We start from the raw sequence: 15,173 nt of genomic DNA, 5'->3' as shown, positions 1-15,173 counted from the left end.
TCCGCTCATCCCCGGCGATGGCCGGTGGCGAGGCGGCCCTACAGCTCCCGCCCGACCGGATAGAGCCGGTAGTGGTCGTCGTAATAGGGCGTGCGTTCGTAGAACCAGGCCAGCCGGGCGTCCGGATCGGCGGCGAACTTCGGATCGCCGGCCAGCCTGGCCTCGAAGGCGGCCTTCAGCGCCGGATCGGCGGCCAGCATCTTTTCGGCCAGCGGGGCGATGGCGTAGCCCTCGATATATTCCACCCGCTGCAGCACCTCGGGAAACATCCCCCAGGCGAAGAAGCTCTCGTCGCTCTCCGGCTCCAGCAGCAGGGTGACCATCTCGCCCAGCGGCTGGTCGGTCGGCACGCGGACCGAACCGGCCGGGAAGGTCACCGTACGGGTCTTGTGGGTGACCGGGCCGGCGGTGATCTCGACATGGCCTTCACTGGCGTGGGTCGCCAGTTTGGGGGCGGTGAAGCGGATCATGTCGACCGACACGGTCCTGGGCGCGGCCAGGGTCTCCATCGCCACGCCGTGGATGCGCAGGCGCTCGATCACGTCGGGCTTGGCCGAGGAGATCCAGTAGGCCTTGGCCGGCGTCAGGTCGAGCGCCGGCTCGCTGGTGTAGAGCGGCAGCAACCAGGGCTCAGGATCGGGCTTGCCCAGCCAGCGGATCTCTTTGCGGCCCGAGGCGGGCGAGTCGTAGGTCTCGTACTGCACGCCCAGGAAGCTGACGGTGTGCAGCGGCTTGCCGCCGCCGCCGAAACTGGTCCCGAAATTGGCCTTGACCACGGCCGGGCGCTCGGCGCGGTCCTGCTGCTCGGCGGCCCGCAGGGCGGCGCCGCCCCGGGCCAGCAGCTTCAGGCTCTCCTCGATCAGCACATAGGTTCCCAGCACCCGCTGGCGGTAGGGCTTGAGCGAGTGGTTCTCGACCAGCACCGTGGCGATCCGCGCCGCGTCGCCATAACCGTTGGAATAGCGCAGCGACGCCGGCGAGGCGCCCAGGCCCTTCTTAGGATCGCGGTCGTCGAGCGCGAAGACCAACTGGCCGGGAATGTGCCCGGCCGCCTTCAGGCCGGCTTCCGTGGCCGGCAGGTAGGTCTGATCCAGCCAACCGCTGGTGGCCTTGGAGCGGGCGAAGTCGCCCTGATAGCCGGCCCAGCCATAGGTGATGTCGTACTGGTAGTCCTCGCCGTCGGTGACATGGACGTCCATGTAGAGGTCGGGCTTGACCCGATTGATCAGGCCGATCATCGCCCGCATCTCCGGCGCGTCGAGCTTGCCGTAGTCGCGGTTCAGATTGAGGTTCTGGGCGGTGTGCCGCCAGCCCTGGATCGCCGGGCCGCGCTGGTTGGGGCGGCTGTAGGGCGACGCGCGCTCGTGGCCGTCGACGCTGAAGATCGGCACGAACACCAGATTGACCTTATCGAGCAGGGCGTCCTTTCCGTGGAAGGCGATGTCACGCAGCAGCATCATGCCGGCGTCCTTGCCGTCGATCTCCCCCGGATGGATGCCGGCCTGGACCAGCAGCACCGGCTTGCTCGGATCGAGCTTCGCGCCGTCCTTGCTGGCGTAGACGACCAACAGGTCGCGGCCTTCGGGCGACGTGCCGAAGCTTTCCATGCGGATCAGCGGCGAGGCGGCGTCGAGCTTTTCCAGCCAGGCGCGGGTCTCGGCATAGTCGGGCGAGGCGGTCAGGCCGGTCCGTTCCGACGGCGTGATCCACGGGTCCGACGGCGGGGCGACCAGCCTTTCGCTGGCCCCATGCCAAGCCAGGACAGGCGGGAGGATATCGGACTCCCAGGGAGCCTTTGGTGTTTGCGCCATGGTCATGCCCGCCGTCATCGCGACGGCCAGAGCCGCCAGCCCGGTCCTCAACATCGTTTACGCCCCACCCAAACGTCTAGCGTCCTTCGAGGCTCGCCTAGGCTCGCACCTCAGGATGAGGAAGTCAGCACGAGGTTCCTCTTCCTTGTCGCGAAGCGGCCTCGAAGGACGCAGAGCCTCGCAACTTATTTCCGCTGCACCAAATCCATGAAGCGCTGCTGCAGGACCTTGTCGGTCTTGAACACGCCGCGGAACTGGGTGGTGATCGTCGAGACGTCGTGGTGGTGGACGCCGCGGGTGCTCATGCACTGGTGCTCGGCGTCGATCAGCACGGCGACGCCGGCGGCCGAGAGGTGGTCCTCGATGGCGTCGGCCACCTGCATGGTCATGGTCTCCTGGGTCTGCAGGCGCTTGGCGAAGATCTCGACCAGGCGCGCCAGCTTCGACAGGCCCACCACCTTGCCGGTCGGCATGTAGGCCACCCAGGCCTTACCGAGGAATGGGGCCATGTGGTGCTCGCAATGACTCTGCACCGTGATGCCGCGCAGCATGACCATGTCGTCATAGCCCTGCACGTCCTCGAAGGTGCGCGAGAGTTCCGCGGCCGGGTCGCCCTGGTAGCCGGCGAACCATTCGCCATAGGCGTCGACCACGCGCTGGGGCGTGTCGAGCAGGCCTTCGCGGTCAGGATTGTCGCCGGCCCACGCCAGCAGGGTGCGCACCGCCTGCAGGGCGGCTTCGCGGGTGGGGCGCTGGGCGTGGTCAAGATCAAGATCGGCCGGGCTGTCGAGGCCGATCAGGGTTCGCTCGCGGGTCAGGGCGTCCATCAGGAGGAGGGGTTCTTTCCACGGGCTGAGTTGCGCCGGAGCGCCGTTCGCCCCGGAATTACGCGTGCCACCCGTTCGAAGGCGCTTGGCGCCCGACAAGGGCGTGGTTCCAAAGCGCTCAGATAGCTATATGGGACGCACTCCAAGTCCGGCAACACCCTCCGCAACGTCAGGCGACCGTCTTTTCATGGCTCTCAAGCTCTACGACACCTTGGCGCGCGAAAAGCGCGACTTCGTTCCCGCCGATCCGAGCCGGGTGACGATGTATGTCTGCGGTCCGACCGTCTACGGCTACGCCCATATCGGCAATTTCCGGCCGGTGGTGGTGTTCGACGTGCTGTTCCGCCTGCTGCGCCATGTCTATGGCGACGAGGCGGTGGTCTATGCCCGCAACGTCACCGACGTCGACGACAAGATCAACAAGAAGGCGGCCGACGAGGGCGTGGCGATCAAGGTGATCACCGATCGCTACCTGGCGGCCTATCACCAGGACGCCGACGCCCTGCTGGCCCTGCGCCCGACCCTGGAGCCCAAGGCCACCGAGCACATGGGCCCGATCCTCGACATGATCGGCGCCCTGGTCGGCAACGGCTCGGCCTATGCCGCCGAGGGCCACGTGCTGTTCGACACCCAGGCCTTCCCCGACTACGGCCAGCTGTCAGGCCGCGACCTGGACGATATGATCGCCGGGGCCCGGGTCGAGGTCGCGCCCTACAAGCGCCACCCGGCCGACTTCGTGCTGTGGAAGCCGTCGAAGGAGAACGAGCCGGTCTGGGACGGCCCCTTCGGCCCCGGCCGCCCGGGCTGGCACATCGAGTGCTCGGCGATGATCGACAAGCAGCTGGGCCAGACGATCGACATCCATGGCGGCGGCATCGACCTGGCCTTCCCGCACCACGAGAACGAGCTGGCCCAGAGCCGCTGCGCTCACGGTCGGCCGGTGCTGGCCAACTACTGGCTACACAACGGCTTTCTCGACATGGCCGGCGAGAAGATGTCCAAGAGCCTGGGCAATGTGATCATTCCGCACGAGCTGCTGAAGGCGGTCCCGGGCGAGGCGGTCCGCTGGGCGCTGCTGAGCGCCCATTACCGCCAGCCGCTGGACTGGACGCCGGAGCTGATCGAGCAGAGCCGCAAGGCGCTGGACCGGCTCTACGGCGCCCTGCGCCGCGCCAAGACGGTCGAGGCGGCCATCGACGTCGACGGCCCGGTCGACGTACTCGCCGCCCTGTCGGACGACCTCAACACCCCGCAGGCGATCTCGGGCTTCTTCGAGATCTCCAGCGCCATCGAGCGGGCGGTCACGGCCGGCGACGAGGCGGCGGTGGCGGCCAACAAGGCGCGCCTGTTGGCGGCCGGGGCCCTGCTGGGCCTGCTGCAGGCCGATCCCGACGCCTGGTTCGAGGGCGACGCCGACGACGACCTGAAGGCCAAGGTCGAGGACCTGCTGGCCAAGCGGATCGCCGCCCGCACCGCCAAGGACTGGCCCGCCGCCGACGCCATCCGCGCCGAGATCGACGCCCTCGGCGTGGTGGTGATGGACGGCCCGGCCGGGGCGACCTGGCGGATGAAGGACTGAACGCTGTCTGCCAAAGCGGCGGCGCGGCTGTCTAGCCCCGCGCCGCCGCTAGCCGGCGCACGGCCTCGTCCAGGGTGTCGTCGGCCTTGGCGAAGCACAGGCGCAGGATGTGGCGCACGGGATCCTCTGCGTAGAAGGCCGAGACCGGAATGCTGGCCACGCCGTGGTCGCGGACGGCCCGCAGGGCGAAGGTCCGGTCGTCCTCGGCGACGCCCGAGGCTCTCAGGTCGACATTGAGGAAATAGGTGCCGCCGCTGTCCAGCACCGCAAAGCCGACCGCGCCCAGCGCCGCCGCCAGGCGGTCGCGCGAACGCTGCAGGCCGGCGGGCATGGACTCGAACCAGTCGCCGGGCTCGGCCAGGCCGAACGCCACCGCCTCCTGCAGGTTGGGCGGGGTGGTGAAGGTCAGGAACTGGTGGGCCCCGGCCAGGGCCTTGGTCAGGGCGGGGGCGGCGCACAGGAAGCCGACCTTCCAGCCGGTCATTCCGAAAAGCTTGCCGGCCGAGCCGATCTTCACCGTGCGTTGGCGCATGCCGGGATAGCCGATCAGCGGCCGATGGCGGCGGCCGTCGAACACCACCGCCTCCCAGACCTCGTCGCAGACCGCGACGGCGTCGTGGCGGACGCAGAATTCCGCCAGCAAGGCCAGGTCCTCGTCCGGCGTGATCGTTCCGGCCGGATTGAGCGGCGTATTGAGCACCACCATCCGCGTGCGGGGGCTGAACGCCGCCTCCAGCATCGCCCGGTCGAACCGCCAGTGCGGCGGCGTCAGCCGCACCAGCCGGGGCACGCCGCCGGCCCGTTTCACCATCGGCAGATAGGCGTCGTAGAGCGGCTGGAACAGCACCACCTCGTCGCCCGGCGAGATCAGCGACAGGAAAGCCGCCGCCAGGGCCTCGGTCGCGCCGGAGGTGACGGTGACCTCGGTCTCCCAGTCGAGGTCCAGAGCCTGGGTCCCACCATAGTGGCCGGCGACGGCCTGGCGCAGGGCCGGCAGGCCGCGCATCGGCGGATACTGGTTCGTGCCGCTCAGCAGGGCCTCGCCGGCCTTGCGGCGCAGCGCCATCGGCCCGGCGTCGTCCGGAAAGCCCTGGCCCAGATTGATCGCCCCGGTCTGGCGGGCCAGGCCGCTCATCTCCTCGAAGACGGTGGTGGGCAGGTCGGCATAGACCGGATGAACCATGGCGCGGGGGTCTCCTCCAGCCTTGCCTAGCACGGGCTCGCCGGGGAAGGGCCCGCCTTGCCTCAAATCGCTCCGGGCGCAACCAACCGCGTCCTCGCGCATTTCCCTTAACAACCTTGACCATTGGGAGACGGCGACATGCACGGCGTGGGTTTCATCGGCGCGATCATCATCGGCATCTTCGCCGGCTGGCTGGCCGAACAGATCATGGGGCGCAATCACGGCCTGCTGACCAATCTGATCGTCGGCCTGGTCGGGGCGCTGGTCGGAGCCTTCCTGGCCAGCATGCTGGGCTTTCACTTCTTCGGCTGGATCGGCAGCCTGATCGTCTCGACGATCGGCGCGGTGGTGCTGCTATTCATCCTGAGCCTGTTCAAGCGCCAGGTCTGAGGCTCGCCGCAACGAAAAAGGCCGCCGTCCCGGAGGGCGGCGGCCTTTGTCTGTTTTCTGAAACGTGAAGCCTATTCTTCCCTGACGCGGCGCTTGCGGAACGACGGGTTCAGCACCTGCTTGCGCAGGCGGATGTTCTTCGGCGTCACTTCCACCAGTTCGTCTTCCTCGATGTAGGCGATGGCCTGTTCGAGGGTCATGCGGCGCGGCGGGGTCAGGCGGATGGCTTCATCCTTGCCCGAGGCGCGGATGTTGTTCAGCTGCTTGGCCTTCATCGGGTTGACGTCCATGTCATCACCACGGGCGTTTTCGCCGATGATCATGCCCAGGTAGGTCTTTTCGCCGGCCCCGACGAACATGATGCCGCGATCCTCCAGGTTCCACAGCGCGAAGGCCGCGGTTTCACCATCCGAGTTCGAGATCAGCACGCCCTTGCGCTGTTGGTCGAGGACGCCCTTGTACGGCTCGTAGTGGCTGAACACGCGGTTCAGCACGCCCGAACCGCGGGTGTCGGTCAGGAACTCGCCCTGGTAGCCGATCAGCGAGCGCGACGGGGCGACCAGCGAGATGCGGGTCTTGCCGGCGCCCGACGGACCCATGTCCTTCAGTTCGGCCTTACGGGCCGACAGCTTCTCGATGACGATGCCGGAGAACTCGTCGTCGACGTCGATCATGACGTCTTCCATCGGCTCCAGGCGTTTGCCGGTTTCCGGGTCGGTTTGATACACCACGCGCGGACGGCTGATCGACACTTCGAAGCCTTCGCGACGCATGTTCTCGATCAGGACGCCGAGTTGCAGTTCGCCGCGGCCGGCCACTTCATAGGCGTCGCCCTCGCTGGACTCGGTGACCTTGATGGCCACGTTCGATTCGGCTTCCTTCAGCAGGCGGTCGCGGATGACGCGGCTCTGGACCTTGTCGCCTTCCTTGCCGGCCAGCGGGCTGTCGTTGACCGAGACGGTCATCGAGATGGTCGGCGGGTCGATCGGCTGGGCCGGCAGGGCTTCGGTGACTTCCAGGGCGCACAGGGTGTCGGCCACGGTGGCCTTGGACATGCCGGCGATAGCGACGATGTCGCCCGCTTCAGCGCCCTCGTCGACCGGCGAGCGCTTCAGGCCGCGGAAGGCCAGCACCTTGGTGATGCGGCCGCGCTCGATTTCCTTGCCGTTGCGGTCCAGGGCGTGGATGGCCATGCCGGGAACGGCGCGGCCGCTCTCGATGCGGCCGGTCAGCAGGCGGCCCAGGAACGGATCGCTTTCGATCAGCACGTTCAGCATCTGGAACGGTGCGTCCTTCTTGGCGATCTGCTTGGGTTCCGGCACGTGGCGGACGATCAGGTCGAACAGTGGGGCCAGATTGTCGTTGGGCACGTTCATGTCCAACGTCGCCCAACCAGCGCGGCCCGAGGCGTAGATGTGCGGGAAGTCCAGCTGTTCGTCCGTGGCGCCGATGGCTGCGAACAGGTCGAAGGCGGCGTTGTGGACCTTGTCCGGATCGGCGTGGGCGCGGTCGACCTTGTTGATGCAGAGGATCGGCTTCAGACCCATCTTCAGCGCCTTGGTCAGCACGAACTTGGTCTGCGGCATGACGCCTTCTTCGGCGTCGACCAGCAGGACGCAGCCGTCCACCATGCCCAGGATCCGCTCGACCTCACCGCCGAAGTCGGCGTGGCCGGGGGTGTCGATGATGTTGATGCGGGTTTCGCCCGCTTCACCATGCCACAGGACGCTGGTGCACTTGGCCAGAATCGTAATGCCGCGCTCGCGTTCCTGGTCGTTGGAATCCATGGCGCGCTCGGTCGTGGCTTCGTTGGCGCGGAACACGCCGGACTGGGCCAGCAGCTGATCGACGAGGGTGGTCTTGCCATGATCGACGTGCGCGATGATGGCGATGTTTCGCATGGACATGGAGAAGGCGGACTTTCGGGGAAGAGAACGGGTTTGACGCTACGGGCGTCAGGCGCGCGGCTTTTACGCGACTGCGCGGCGTTTATCCAGCCCACCCCTGCGATTGGCGCGGCTTCTGAAACCGGTGTCAGCGCCAAAGCCTTTAAATAAAGGGTTTTTAGGAAGTTGCCGGGCGGGATGGTTTCCGCAGCAACTAATTGTGCAGTGCAGCATTGGCTCGAAACGGCCGCGCTTGGAAGACCGGCGTTCTTTATACCTTGTGTTACAAAGGGTTTCTGGCGGAGGTCGTAGAAAAATCGACAGCGCCGCCGAACTTTCCGCTTGATCCGTTTCGCACCGCACCCTATAAACGACCTGTGAGGCGGCGCTGCCGCCTCTGCCCTTCCTGGGCGTTTCCTCCCTAATGAACTGCCCGGCTTTCGAGCCGGGCTTTTTTTTGGTCGGTGTCCCGGCGGACGAATGGAGACCGATGGTCGCGGCCTGGGTCGGGATCGGCGCGGCGCCGCGAGGGGTTCGAAAAACCTGTATCCGCCCTATCGAGGGCCAGAGTGTGTCCCGGCCTAAAGCAGCCCTGACCAGTCGGTCTGGCTCAGCTGCCGGGTCACCGTCTCGATGTCGGCCTTCAGCCGCGCCAAGCCCGGCGCCGGCTCGCGGGTGGCCTCGTTCATATAGAGCGCGCGGTTGATCTCGACCTGGATGGCGTGGGTGCGGCGCGCCGGGCGGCCATAGTGCTCGGTAGTGTAGCCGCCGGCATAGGGGGCGTTGCGGGCGACGCGATAGCCCAGTTGCTCCAGGGTCTTTTCCATCAGGGCGGTCAGGCCCGATCCGCAGGCCGCGCCGAAGCGGTCGCCCAGCACGACGTCGCACGGTCCGCCGCCCCGGGCCCGGTGCCCGCGCGTCGCGGCGGCGGGCATCGAGTGCCAGTCGACCAGGATCGCCAGGCCGTGGGCGCTGCGGGCCTGGGCCAGCAGGCGATCCAGCGCGTCGTGATAGGGGCGGTGGGCGGTGTCGATGCGCACCTGGGCCTCGGCGAAGGTCAGCTTGCGGGCGTAGATCGGCCGCCCCTCGCCGGCCACCCGGGCGATCGCGCCCAGCCCCGCCGCCACCCGGGCGGTGCGGCCGCGGGCGAATTCGGGCAGGTCGTCCTCGAACATCGCCGGGTCCAGTTCCCAGGCGTCGCGATTGAGGTCGATATAGGCGCGGGCCAGCCGGGCCCGGATCACGCTGACCCCCAGGTCCGGGGCCCCGCCGATCAGCTCGTCGACGAAGGCGTCCTCCGAACCGCGCAGGTCCTGGGCGTCCAGCCGCGCGGCGGCCATCATGTCCGGCGGATAGAGCCGCCCCGAATGGGGCGAGGCGAACACCAGCGGGGTCGGCGGCGGCCCGCCGTCGCCCGACGACGGCCGCACCACCTCGAAGGCCGGCGAAAAGCCTTGCCCCGCCGTGGCCGGCGTTTCCGAAGCCTTCGCCTCCCTAGCAGTCATGGACTTATTGTCGCGGCCGCACCGGTCCGGGTCAAACGCCAACAACCAGGCGGGGCGGCGGATCCAGCGAACGCTGAAGCTTTAGCTGTGGACGGCGGTTCCCGGTTCATCCCCGATTTACCGTCCTTCTTTAGACTCCCGCCTTGCAATTCCATCCATCGCCTGGACACTGACCGTATGGCCCGCATCCTCCTCGCCGAAGACGACGACTCCCTCCGCGGCTTCCTGGCGCGGGCGCTGGAGCGGGCCGGCTTCGAGGTCACGGCCTGCGCCGACGGCGAAGAGGCGGTCAGCCACTTGGACACCGCCTGGGACCTGCTGCTGACCGACATCGTCATGCCCGGTATGGACGGCATCGAGGTGGCCCGCCAGGCCGCCGCCCGCGACCCCTCGCTGCGCATCATGTTCATCACCGGTTTCGCGGCCGTGGCCCTGTCGGCCCAGGACCGCGCCCCGGCCGGCGCCAAGGTGCTGTCCAAGCCCGTGCACCTGCGCGACCTCGTCTCCGAAGTCGAAAAGATGATGGCCGCGTAAAATCGCGCCGACCGGGTTGCGCGACGGCAAAGCCGCCGCTATACCCCCACACCTTCCCGCCCGGGACGCTTTTCAAAAGCGCCAGGGCCGCTTTGGCGGACGCGTAGCTCAGCGGGAGAGCACTACGTTGACATCGTAGGGGTCACAGGTTCAATCCCTGTCGCGTCCACCATTCCTTCTCTTCCCGACAGATCGCCTCCGCTGGACGGTTCTGACTCCCGCGCCCGTTTCAATCAGGCGTCGTCGTGGGCCGTCGCCGCGCCGACCGCCTCCCACGCCGCCAGATCGGCCAGCAGCGCCTGGGCGTGGTTTCGCACCGCCTCGATGGCGTCGACGCCCAGTTGCAGCCGCAGCGGCGTCTGCTCCGCCTCCAGCGCCTTGACGATCGCCGCCGCAGCCTTGCGCGGGTCGCCGGGCTGGGTGCGGTGCATGTCATGGGCGAAGGCGCGGGTAGGGCCGACCGTGTCCTGATAGGCGTCGAGGATCGGCATGTGGCGCATGCCGGCTCCGGCGAGGTCGGTGCGGAACTGGCCCGGCTCGACGATCAGCACCTTGATCCCGAACGGGGCCACTTCCTGGGCCAGGGCCTCCGAGGCGCCCTCGATAGCGAACTTGCTGGCCGAATAGGCCGAGAAGCCGGGATAGGACAGCTGGCCGCCCAGGCTGGAGATGTTGACGATCGCGCCCGAGCGCTGGGCGCGCAGCACCGGCAGGGCGGCGCGGATCACGGCCATGGCCCCGAAGAAATTGGTGTCCATGATCGCCCGCAGTTCGGCGTCCGGCGTCTCCTCCAACGCCCCGACCAAGCCGTAGCCGGCGTTGTTGATCAGAATGTCGATGCGGCCGAAGCGGGCGACCGCCGCATCGATGGCGGCCTGGGCGTCGCCCGGCTGGTCGACGTCCAGCTTGGCGGCCAGCATGCGATCCGGCGCCTGGGCGACCAGGGCCTGAAGCTTGGCGGGCGAGCGGGCTGTCGCCACCACATTGTCGCCCAGCGACAGGGCGTGCTCGGCGAAGGCGCGGCCGAAGCCCGACGACGCGCCGGTGATGAACCAGGTTTTGGGAGTGGCGATGTCGGTCATGGCGATCTCCTGTTTTGAACGCGAGACGAAGATCGCAGCCGACCATCTGAACGATAAGGCGGTTCAAACTGCATTAGTTATTCGATATCATGCATGAATGGACCGAGATCTGATCGCCCATTTTCCGGTGGTGCTGGCCGTGGTCCGGCGCGGCGGATTCGGCGCGGCGGCCGCCGAACTGGGCATGAGCCCGTCCGCCGTCAGTCATGCGGTCAAGACAGTGGAGGACCGCCTGGGCCTGCCGTTGCTGGTCCGCACCACCCGCAGCGTCGCCCTGACCGAGGCCGGGGCGGCGTTCGTCGGTTCTGTCGGGCCCGCCCTGACCGAGATCACCGAGGCGATCGAGCGGCTGCGCGCCGCCAAGGGGCGGACCACCGGCGTGCTGCGGCTCAACGCCCCCCGCATCGCCCAGCGCATGGCCCTGACGCCGGTGCTCGCCCAGATGGCCTGGCGCCATCCGGGCCTGGTGGTCGAGGTCACCGCCGACGACGGCCTGGTCGACATCGTGGCTGGCGGCTTCGATGCGGGCGTGCGACTGGGCGAGATGATCGCCCAGGATATGGTCGCCGTGCGCCTGACCCCGCCGTTCAAGGCGATCATCGTGGCGGCTCCAGGCTATCTCCAGGCGCGCGGCGAGCCCGCGATCATCGCCGACTTGGCTGACCACAACTGCATCGGTTTCCGGCTGATCTCGTCGGGCGGCGACTATGCCTGGGAGGTGCAGGAGGACGGTGTCGACGCGGCGGTGAAGGTGCGCGGCAGCGCCCGGGTCACCGATCCGCTCTACGCCCGGGATTTGGCCCTGGCCGGGGTGGGGCTGGCCTATGTGTTCGAACCGCTGGTGCGCGAGGACATCCGTGCAAGGCGCCTGCGCTGGGTGCTGCCGAAGACCGCGATCGAGGAGCCGGGCCTGTTCCTGTATTTTCCACGCCGCGCCGCCGAGGCGCCCAAGCTGCGGGCCTTCATCGACGTGGCGCGCGAGGTGCTCAAGCCGCTGGCCTAGGGCGCCGAGCAGGGCCATCGCCGAAACTTGGGGGGTGCAGGGCTACCGCAGTCGCGAGGGTTCCCGGACCGAGCGACGCGATTTGGATCAAGCTCGACTACACCCCTGGAATCTCCGGCTTAGCCGTCAAATTTTCGTCGAAAACCCCCGAATGTTGCTGCTCTGCCACACCCCATTTTCAATCTTGGCGCGTTTGTCGTCGTGAGGCCGCGCTTCAACGTCGGCCTCGAGACATTCATTTAGAGGGTTCACATCATGAAGATCCGGTTGCTGGCTGGTGTCGCGACGCTGGCGCTCTGCGCCGCGTCGGGCGCCTCCGCCCAAAGCGCGTTGAGCGGATGGTACGTCGCCGGTGACGTCGGGTACCATACGACCGACGGCGTCAAGGCCACCTCGTCCGTCAACGGTTCGGACGGCAAGCCTTACAAGTGGACGTTCTCGGCCGACGACGATTGGGCGGGCTTTGGACGTATCGGCTATCGCTTCAGCCCCAATTGGCGGGTCGAAGGCGAGTACGGCTATCGCAAGGGCGACATCAGCAGCGTCAAGGGCTCGGCCGCCGGCGCCCAGCCGATCGGTCTCTGCACCGCCGGCGTCGAGCGCACCGCCGCCGCCCCGAAGTGCGGAGACCCGAACGGCGAGATGAAGGCCACCACCCTGATGGCCAACGTCATCTATGACTTCATGCCCGACTCCAGCTGGCGTCCGTTCATCGGCGCCGGCATCGGCACGGCCTGGGTCCACAACAAGGTCTATGGCCAGCTGAGCGGCGTCCCCGCCGGCGGCGCCCAGTTCCAGAACACCAGCTTCGACGACGTCGATCAGGCCCTGGCCTTCCAAGGCCTGCTCGGCGTGGCCTGGGATTTCGCCCCCAACTGGTCGCTGGATCTGACCGGCCGCTACCTGCAGACCGACGACCTGCAATGGGGTTCGGTGACCGCCAACACCGGCGGCCCCGGACACTTCGGCGCCGTCACCGACGTCGGCACCTTCGAAGGCAAGTACAAGGACACCTCGCTGACCCTGGGCGTCCGCTACACCTTCGGCTCGCCGCCGCCTCCGCCGCCTCCCCCGCCGCCGCCGCCCCCGCCGCCTCCCCCGCCGCCGGAACCGGCTCCCCCGCCGCCCCCGCCGCCGCCGCCGGCCTATGAGGCTCGCGAGTTCATCGTCTACTTCCCGTTCGATCAGTATGTGCTGACGCCGGAAGCCCAGTCGGTGATCTCCGAAGCGGCGACTTACGCCAACGGCGGTCATGCGACCAAGATCGTGGTGGTCGGCCATACCGACACCTCGGGCTCGCCGAAGTACAACGCCAAGCTCTCGGAGCGCCGCGCCAAGGCCGTCGCCGACGCCCTGGTCGGAGCCGGCGTGCCGGCCACCACCCTGGCCGTGGATTGGAAGGGCGAAAGCGAACCCGCCGTCGCCACCGGCGATGGCGTGAAGGAACCGCTGAACCGCCGTTCCACGATCTCGATCAACTTCTAAGGATCGCGATCCAACCGACTGAGGGGCCCGGCGGCGACGCCGGGCCCTTTTTCATTCCCGCCGTCGGTTTCGTCGCGATGAAAAGCGCTTGGGCTCGACCAGCGCCGACAATGCGCGGGGCAGCGGCGAGGGCAGGTCCAGGATTCGCGCCGCCAGGTGCTCGGCCAGCAGCGGCGCGAGACAGAAGCCTCGTCCGCCGAGACCCCCCAGCACGAACAGGCCGGGCGCGGCGCCGGGTACGGCGCCGGCCAGGGGCAGGTGGTCGGCCGTCGCCGCCCTGACCGCCGCCCGGCCCGCCAGGACCGCGTCGGTCAGCCGGGCGGCCAGGTCCGGCAGCCCCTGGGCCAGCGCCTGCCGATTGCGGGCATGGTCCGCGGCGCGGGTGTCGGTCTCGACGTCGTCGCGATCATGGGTGGCCCCAAACAGCACGCCGTCGCGAGTCGGCGCGACATAGCCGCCAAACGTGACCGGAGGCGGCGCCGCGACGCCTGCGGTCCAGCTGGCCTGGCCGCGCACAGGACGTAGCGGCGCCTCCGGCCACAGCCGGTGCTGGCCCGCACCGCCGGCCAGGACTACCGCGTCGGCCTCGGCAAGGCAGCCGCCTTCTTGATCGAACAGTCGCCAGGCCGCGCCGTCGTGAGCGATCCGGGCGACCTGGGCGGTCGACGTCTCGCCGCGCCAAGCGGCCAGGACGCCGGCCGGCTCGACCACCAGGGCGTCGGCCATGTCCAGCCCGCCCGCGACCAGCTCGCCGAGCCGCGCCGTGACGGCCGCCGCGTCCACCAGGGTCATGGCTCCGGGCTCGAACAGGTCCTGCTGCGCCACGGCCGCGAGGCGGTCGGCGTCGCGCGGGTTCGCCGGCAGTTGCAGCACGCCGCGGGCGATCACCGCCTCCGGCAGGGTCTGGTAGAGGGCGACCGCCCGGGCGAAGGCCTGGGCGTGCAGGGCGGCGCGCGGACCGCCGCCGGCGTCGAGGGCGGGGGTGACCAGGGCCGCGGGATTGCCTGAGGCGGCCGCCGCGCCGTCGTCGAACACCGACACCGCCAGCCCCTCGGCGCGGCCTGCGCGGGCTATGGCGGCGCCGGCGATTCCGCCGCCGATCACCGCCAGGCGGCGAGGCGGGGGGGCGGCGGTCGGCGCGCCCGGGAAGCGCGCCTCCAGCCGCTCCTTCTTGCGGCCGAAGCCCGGACGCTTGTCGACCTGGAAACCCGCGGCGGCCAGACCGCGCCGCACCGCGCCGGCGACGGTGAAGGTGGCGGCCCGCGCGCCCGGGGCCGAGCGCGCTGCGACGGCGGCGAGGACTTCTTCGCGCCACATGGCCGGGTTGAGGGCGGGCGAGAAGCCGTCGAGGAACCAGGCGTCGGCCGCGCCGTCCCAGGCCGCCAGGGCCGGCTCGACCTCCGTCACCGCCAGGTCGAGCACGGCGTCGAAGCCCGGCAGGTCGACGCGGTGGAAGCCGCGCGCTCGGCCCGGCCAGCGGTCGAGCAGCACCTGGGCGGCCTCGCCCAGCTCGGGCCAGACCGCCAGGGCGCGGGCCGCCTCGTCGCGGGTGATTGGGTGGGCCTCGACCGAGAAGATCCGCAGCCGGCCGCCTGCGGGACGCTCGCGCCGCCACAGGTCCAGCAGGGCGGCGATGTTCAGCCCGGTGCCGAAACCCAGCTCGCCGACCGTGAAATGCTCCCGCCCGGCCCAGGCGGCGGGCAGGTCGCAGCCGGCCAGGAACACCGCCCGGGTCTCGGCCAGGCCGTCGGCGCTGGAGAAATAGACGTCGCCGTAGAGGGCCGAGCGCGGCAGGCCGTCGTCCTGCCAGACGAGCGGCGAGGCGGTGGCGGAAGGGGGGGCGGCGTCGTTCATGAGCCGCTTATAGAAGAAGGGCCGCCCTTGCGGA

The 15,173-nt window shown here is 68.9% G+C and carries 12 protein-coding genes and 1 tRNA gene; 6 read left to right on the top strand and 7 right to left on the bottom strand.

Features of this window, described 5'->3' with window-relative positions; genetic code table 11:
* Positions 1-38 precede the first annotated feature (38 nt).
* Together ACIPQB_RS01740 and folE are read right to left on the bottom strand one after the other, a co-directional pair.
* Positions 39-1,865, bottom strand: coding sequence for a M14 family metallopeptidase (locus tag ACIPQB_RS01740; RefSeq protein WP_446483467.1), 1,827 nt, complete (start codon positions 1,863-1,865; stop codon positions 39-41).
* 131 nt (positions 1,866-1,996) lie between these two features.
* The gene (gene folE / locus ACIPQB_RS01735; RefSeq protein ID WP_446483466.1) at positions 1,997-2,638 is read right to left on the bottom strand and encodes a GTP cyclohydrolase I FolE; all 642 of its coding nucleotides are present in this window, start codon (positions 2,636-2,638) and stop codon (positions 1,997-1,999) included.
* A 187-nt stretch (positions 2,639-2,825) separates the two neighbouring features.
* On the opposite strand from folE, the gene cysS reads away from it, so the two are divergent.
* Positions 2,826-4,217: a cysteine--tRNA ligase gene (gene cysS / locus ACIPQB_RS01730; protein ID WP_446483465.1), complete on the top strand. Its 1,392-nt coding sequence runs from the start codon at positions 2,826-2,828 to the stop codon at positions 4,215-4,217.
* Between the two features lie 31 nt (positions 4,218-4,248).
* On the opposite strand, the gene ACIPQB_RS01725 is transcribed toward cysS, so the two are convergent.
* The gene (locus tag ACIPQB_RS01725) at positions 4,249-5,400 is read right to left on the bottom strand and encodes an aminotransferase (protein WP_446483464.1); all 1,152 of its coding nucleotides are present in this window, start codon (positions 5,398-5,400) and stop codon (positions 4,249-4,251) included.
* Between the two features lie 138 nt (positions 5,401-5,538).
* Between ACIPQB_RS01725 and ACIPQB_RS01720 the strand changes: the two genes are divergently transcribed.
* The gene (locus tag ACIPQB_RS01720; protein WP_446483463.1) at positions 5,539-5,790 is read left to right on the top strand and encodes a GlsB/YeaQ/YmgE family stress response membrane protein; all 252 of its coding nucleotides are present in this window, start codon (positions 5,539-5,541) and stop codon (positions 5,788-5,790) included.
* A gap of 71 nt (positions 5,791-5,861) precedes the next feature.
* Here ACIPQB_RS01720 and typA read toward each other — a convergent pair whose 3' ends face one another.
* Both typA and ACIPQB_RS01710 read right to left on the bottom strand, forming a co-directional pair.
* Positions 5,862-7,697 (bottom strand): translational GTPase TypA, encoded by a 1,836-nt coding sequence (gene typA, locus ACIPQB_RS01715; RefSeq protein WP_446483462.1) that lies wholly within the window; start codon positions 7,695-7,697, stop codon positions 5,862-5,864.
* A gap of 560 nt (positions 7,698-8,257) precedes the next feature.
* A complete protein-coding gene (locus ACIPQB_RS01710) occupies positions 8,258-9,181 on the bottom strand; it encodes an N-formylglutamate amidohydrolase (protein WP_446483461.1) in 924 nt (307 codons plus the stop codon).
* A 177-nt stretch (positions 9,182-9,358) separates the two neighbouring features.
* On the opposite strand from ACIPQB_RS01710, the gene cpdR reads away from it, so the two are divergent.
* Together cpdR and ACIPQB_RS01700 are read left to right on the top strand one after the other, a co-directional pair.
* A complete protein-coding gene (gene cpdR / locus ACIPQB_RS01705; RefSeq protein ID WP_446483460.1) occupies positions 9,359-9,715 on the top strand; it encodes a cell cycle two-component system response regulator CpdR in 357 nt (118 codons plus the stop codon).
* Between the two features lie 97 nt (positions 9,716-9,812).
* Positions 9,813-9,887: transfer RNA gene (locus tag ACIPQB_RS01700), tRNA-Val, on the top strand.
* A 61-nt stretch (positions 9,888-9,948) separates the two neighbouring features.
* On the opposite strand, the gene ACIPQB_RS01695 is transcribed toward ACIPQB_RS01700, so the two are convergent.
* Positions 9,949-10,797 (bottom strand): oxidoreductase, encoded by an 849-nt coding sequence (locus tag ACIPQB_RS01695; protein WP_446483459.1) that lies wholly within the window; start codon positions 10,795-10,797, stop codon positions 9,949-9,951.
* Positions 10,798-10,894: 97 nt separating this feature from the next.
* Between ACIPQB_RS01695 and ACIPQB_RS01690 the strand changes: the two genes are divergently transcribed.
* Both ACIPQB_RS01690 and ACIPQB_RS01685 read left to right on the top strand, forming a co-directional pair.
* Positions 10,895-11,800 carry a LysR family transcriptional regulator gene (locus tag ACIPQB_RS01690; RefSeq protein WP_446483458.1) on the top strand — a complete coding sequence of 302 codons (906 nt, stop codon included), beginning with the start codon at positions 10,895-10,897 and terminating at the stop codon, positions 11,798-11,800.
* Between the two features lie 255 nt (positions 11,801-12,055).
* Positions 12,056-13,285: an OmpA family protein gene (locus ACIPQB_RS01685; protein ID WP_446483457.1), complete on the top strand. Its 1,230-nt coding sequence runs from the start codon at positions 12,056-12,058 to the stop codon at positions 13,283-13,285.
* Between the two features lie 51 nt (positions 13,286-13,336).
* Here ACIPQB_RS01685 and mnmC read toward each other — a convergent pair whose 3' ends face one another.
* A complete protein-coding gene (mnmC, locus tag ACIPQB_RS01680) occupies positions 13,337-15,139 on the bottom strand; it encodes an FAD-dependent 5-carboxymethylaminomethyl-2-thiouridine(34) oxidoreductase MnmC (RefSeq protein WP_446483456.1) in 1,803 nt (600 codons plus the stop codon).
* Positions 15,140-15,173 lie beyond the last annotated feature (34 nt).

It is taken from the genome of Caulobacter sp. LARHSG274 (genome assembly GCF_052871235.1).
The sequence above is the reverse complement of the archived record's forward strand: the minus strand, read 5'-3'. Positions and strand labels throughout refer to the sequence as shown.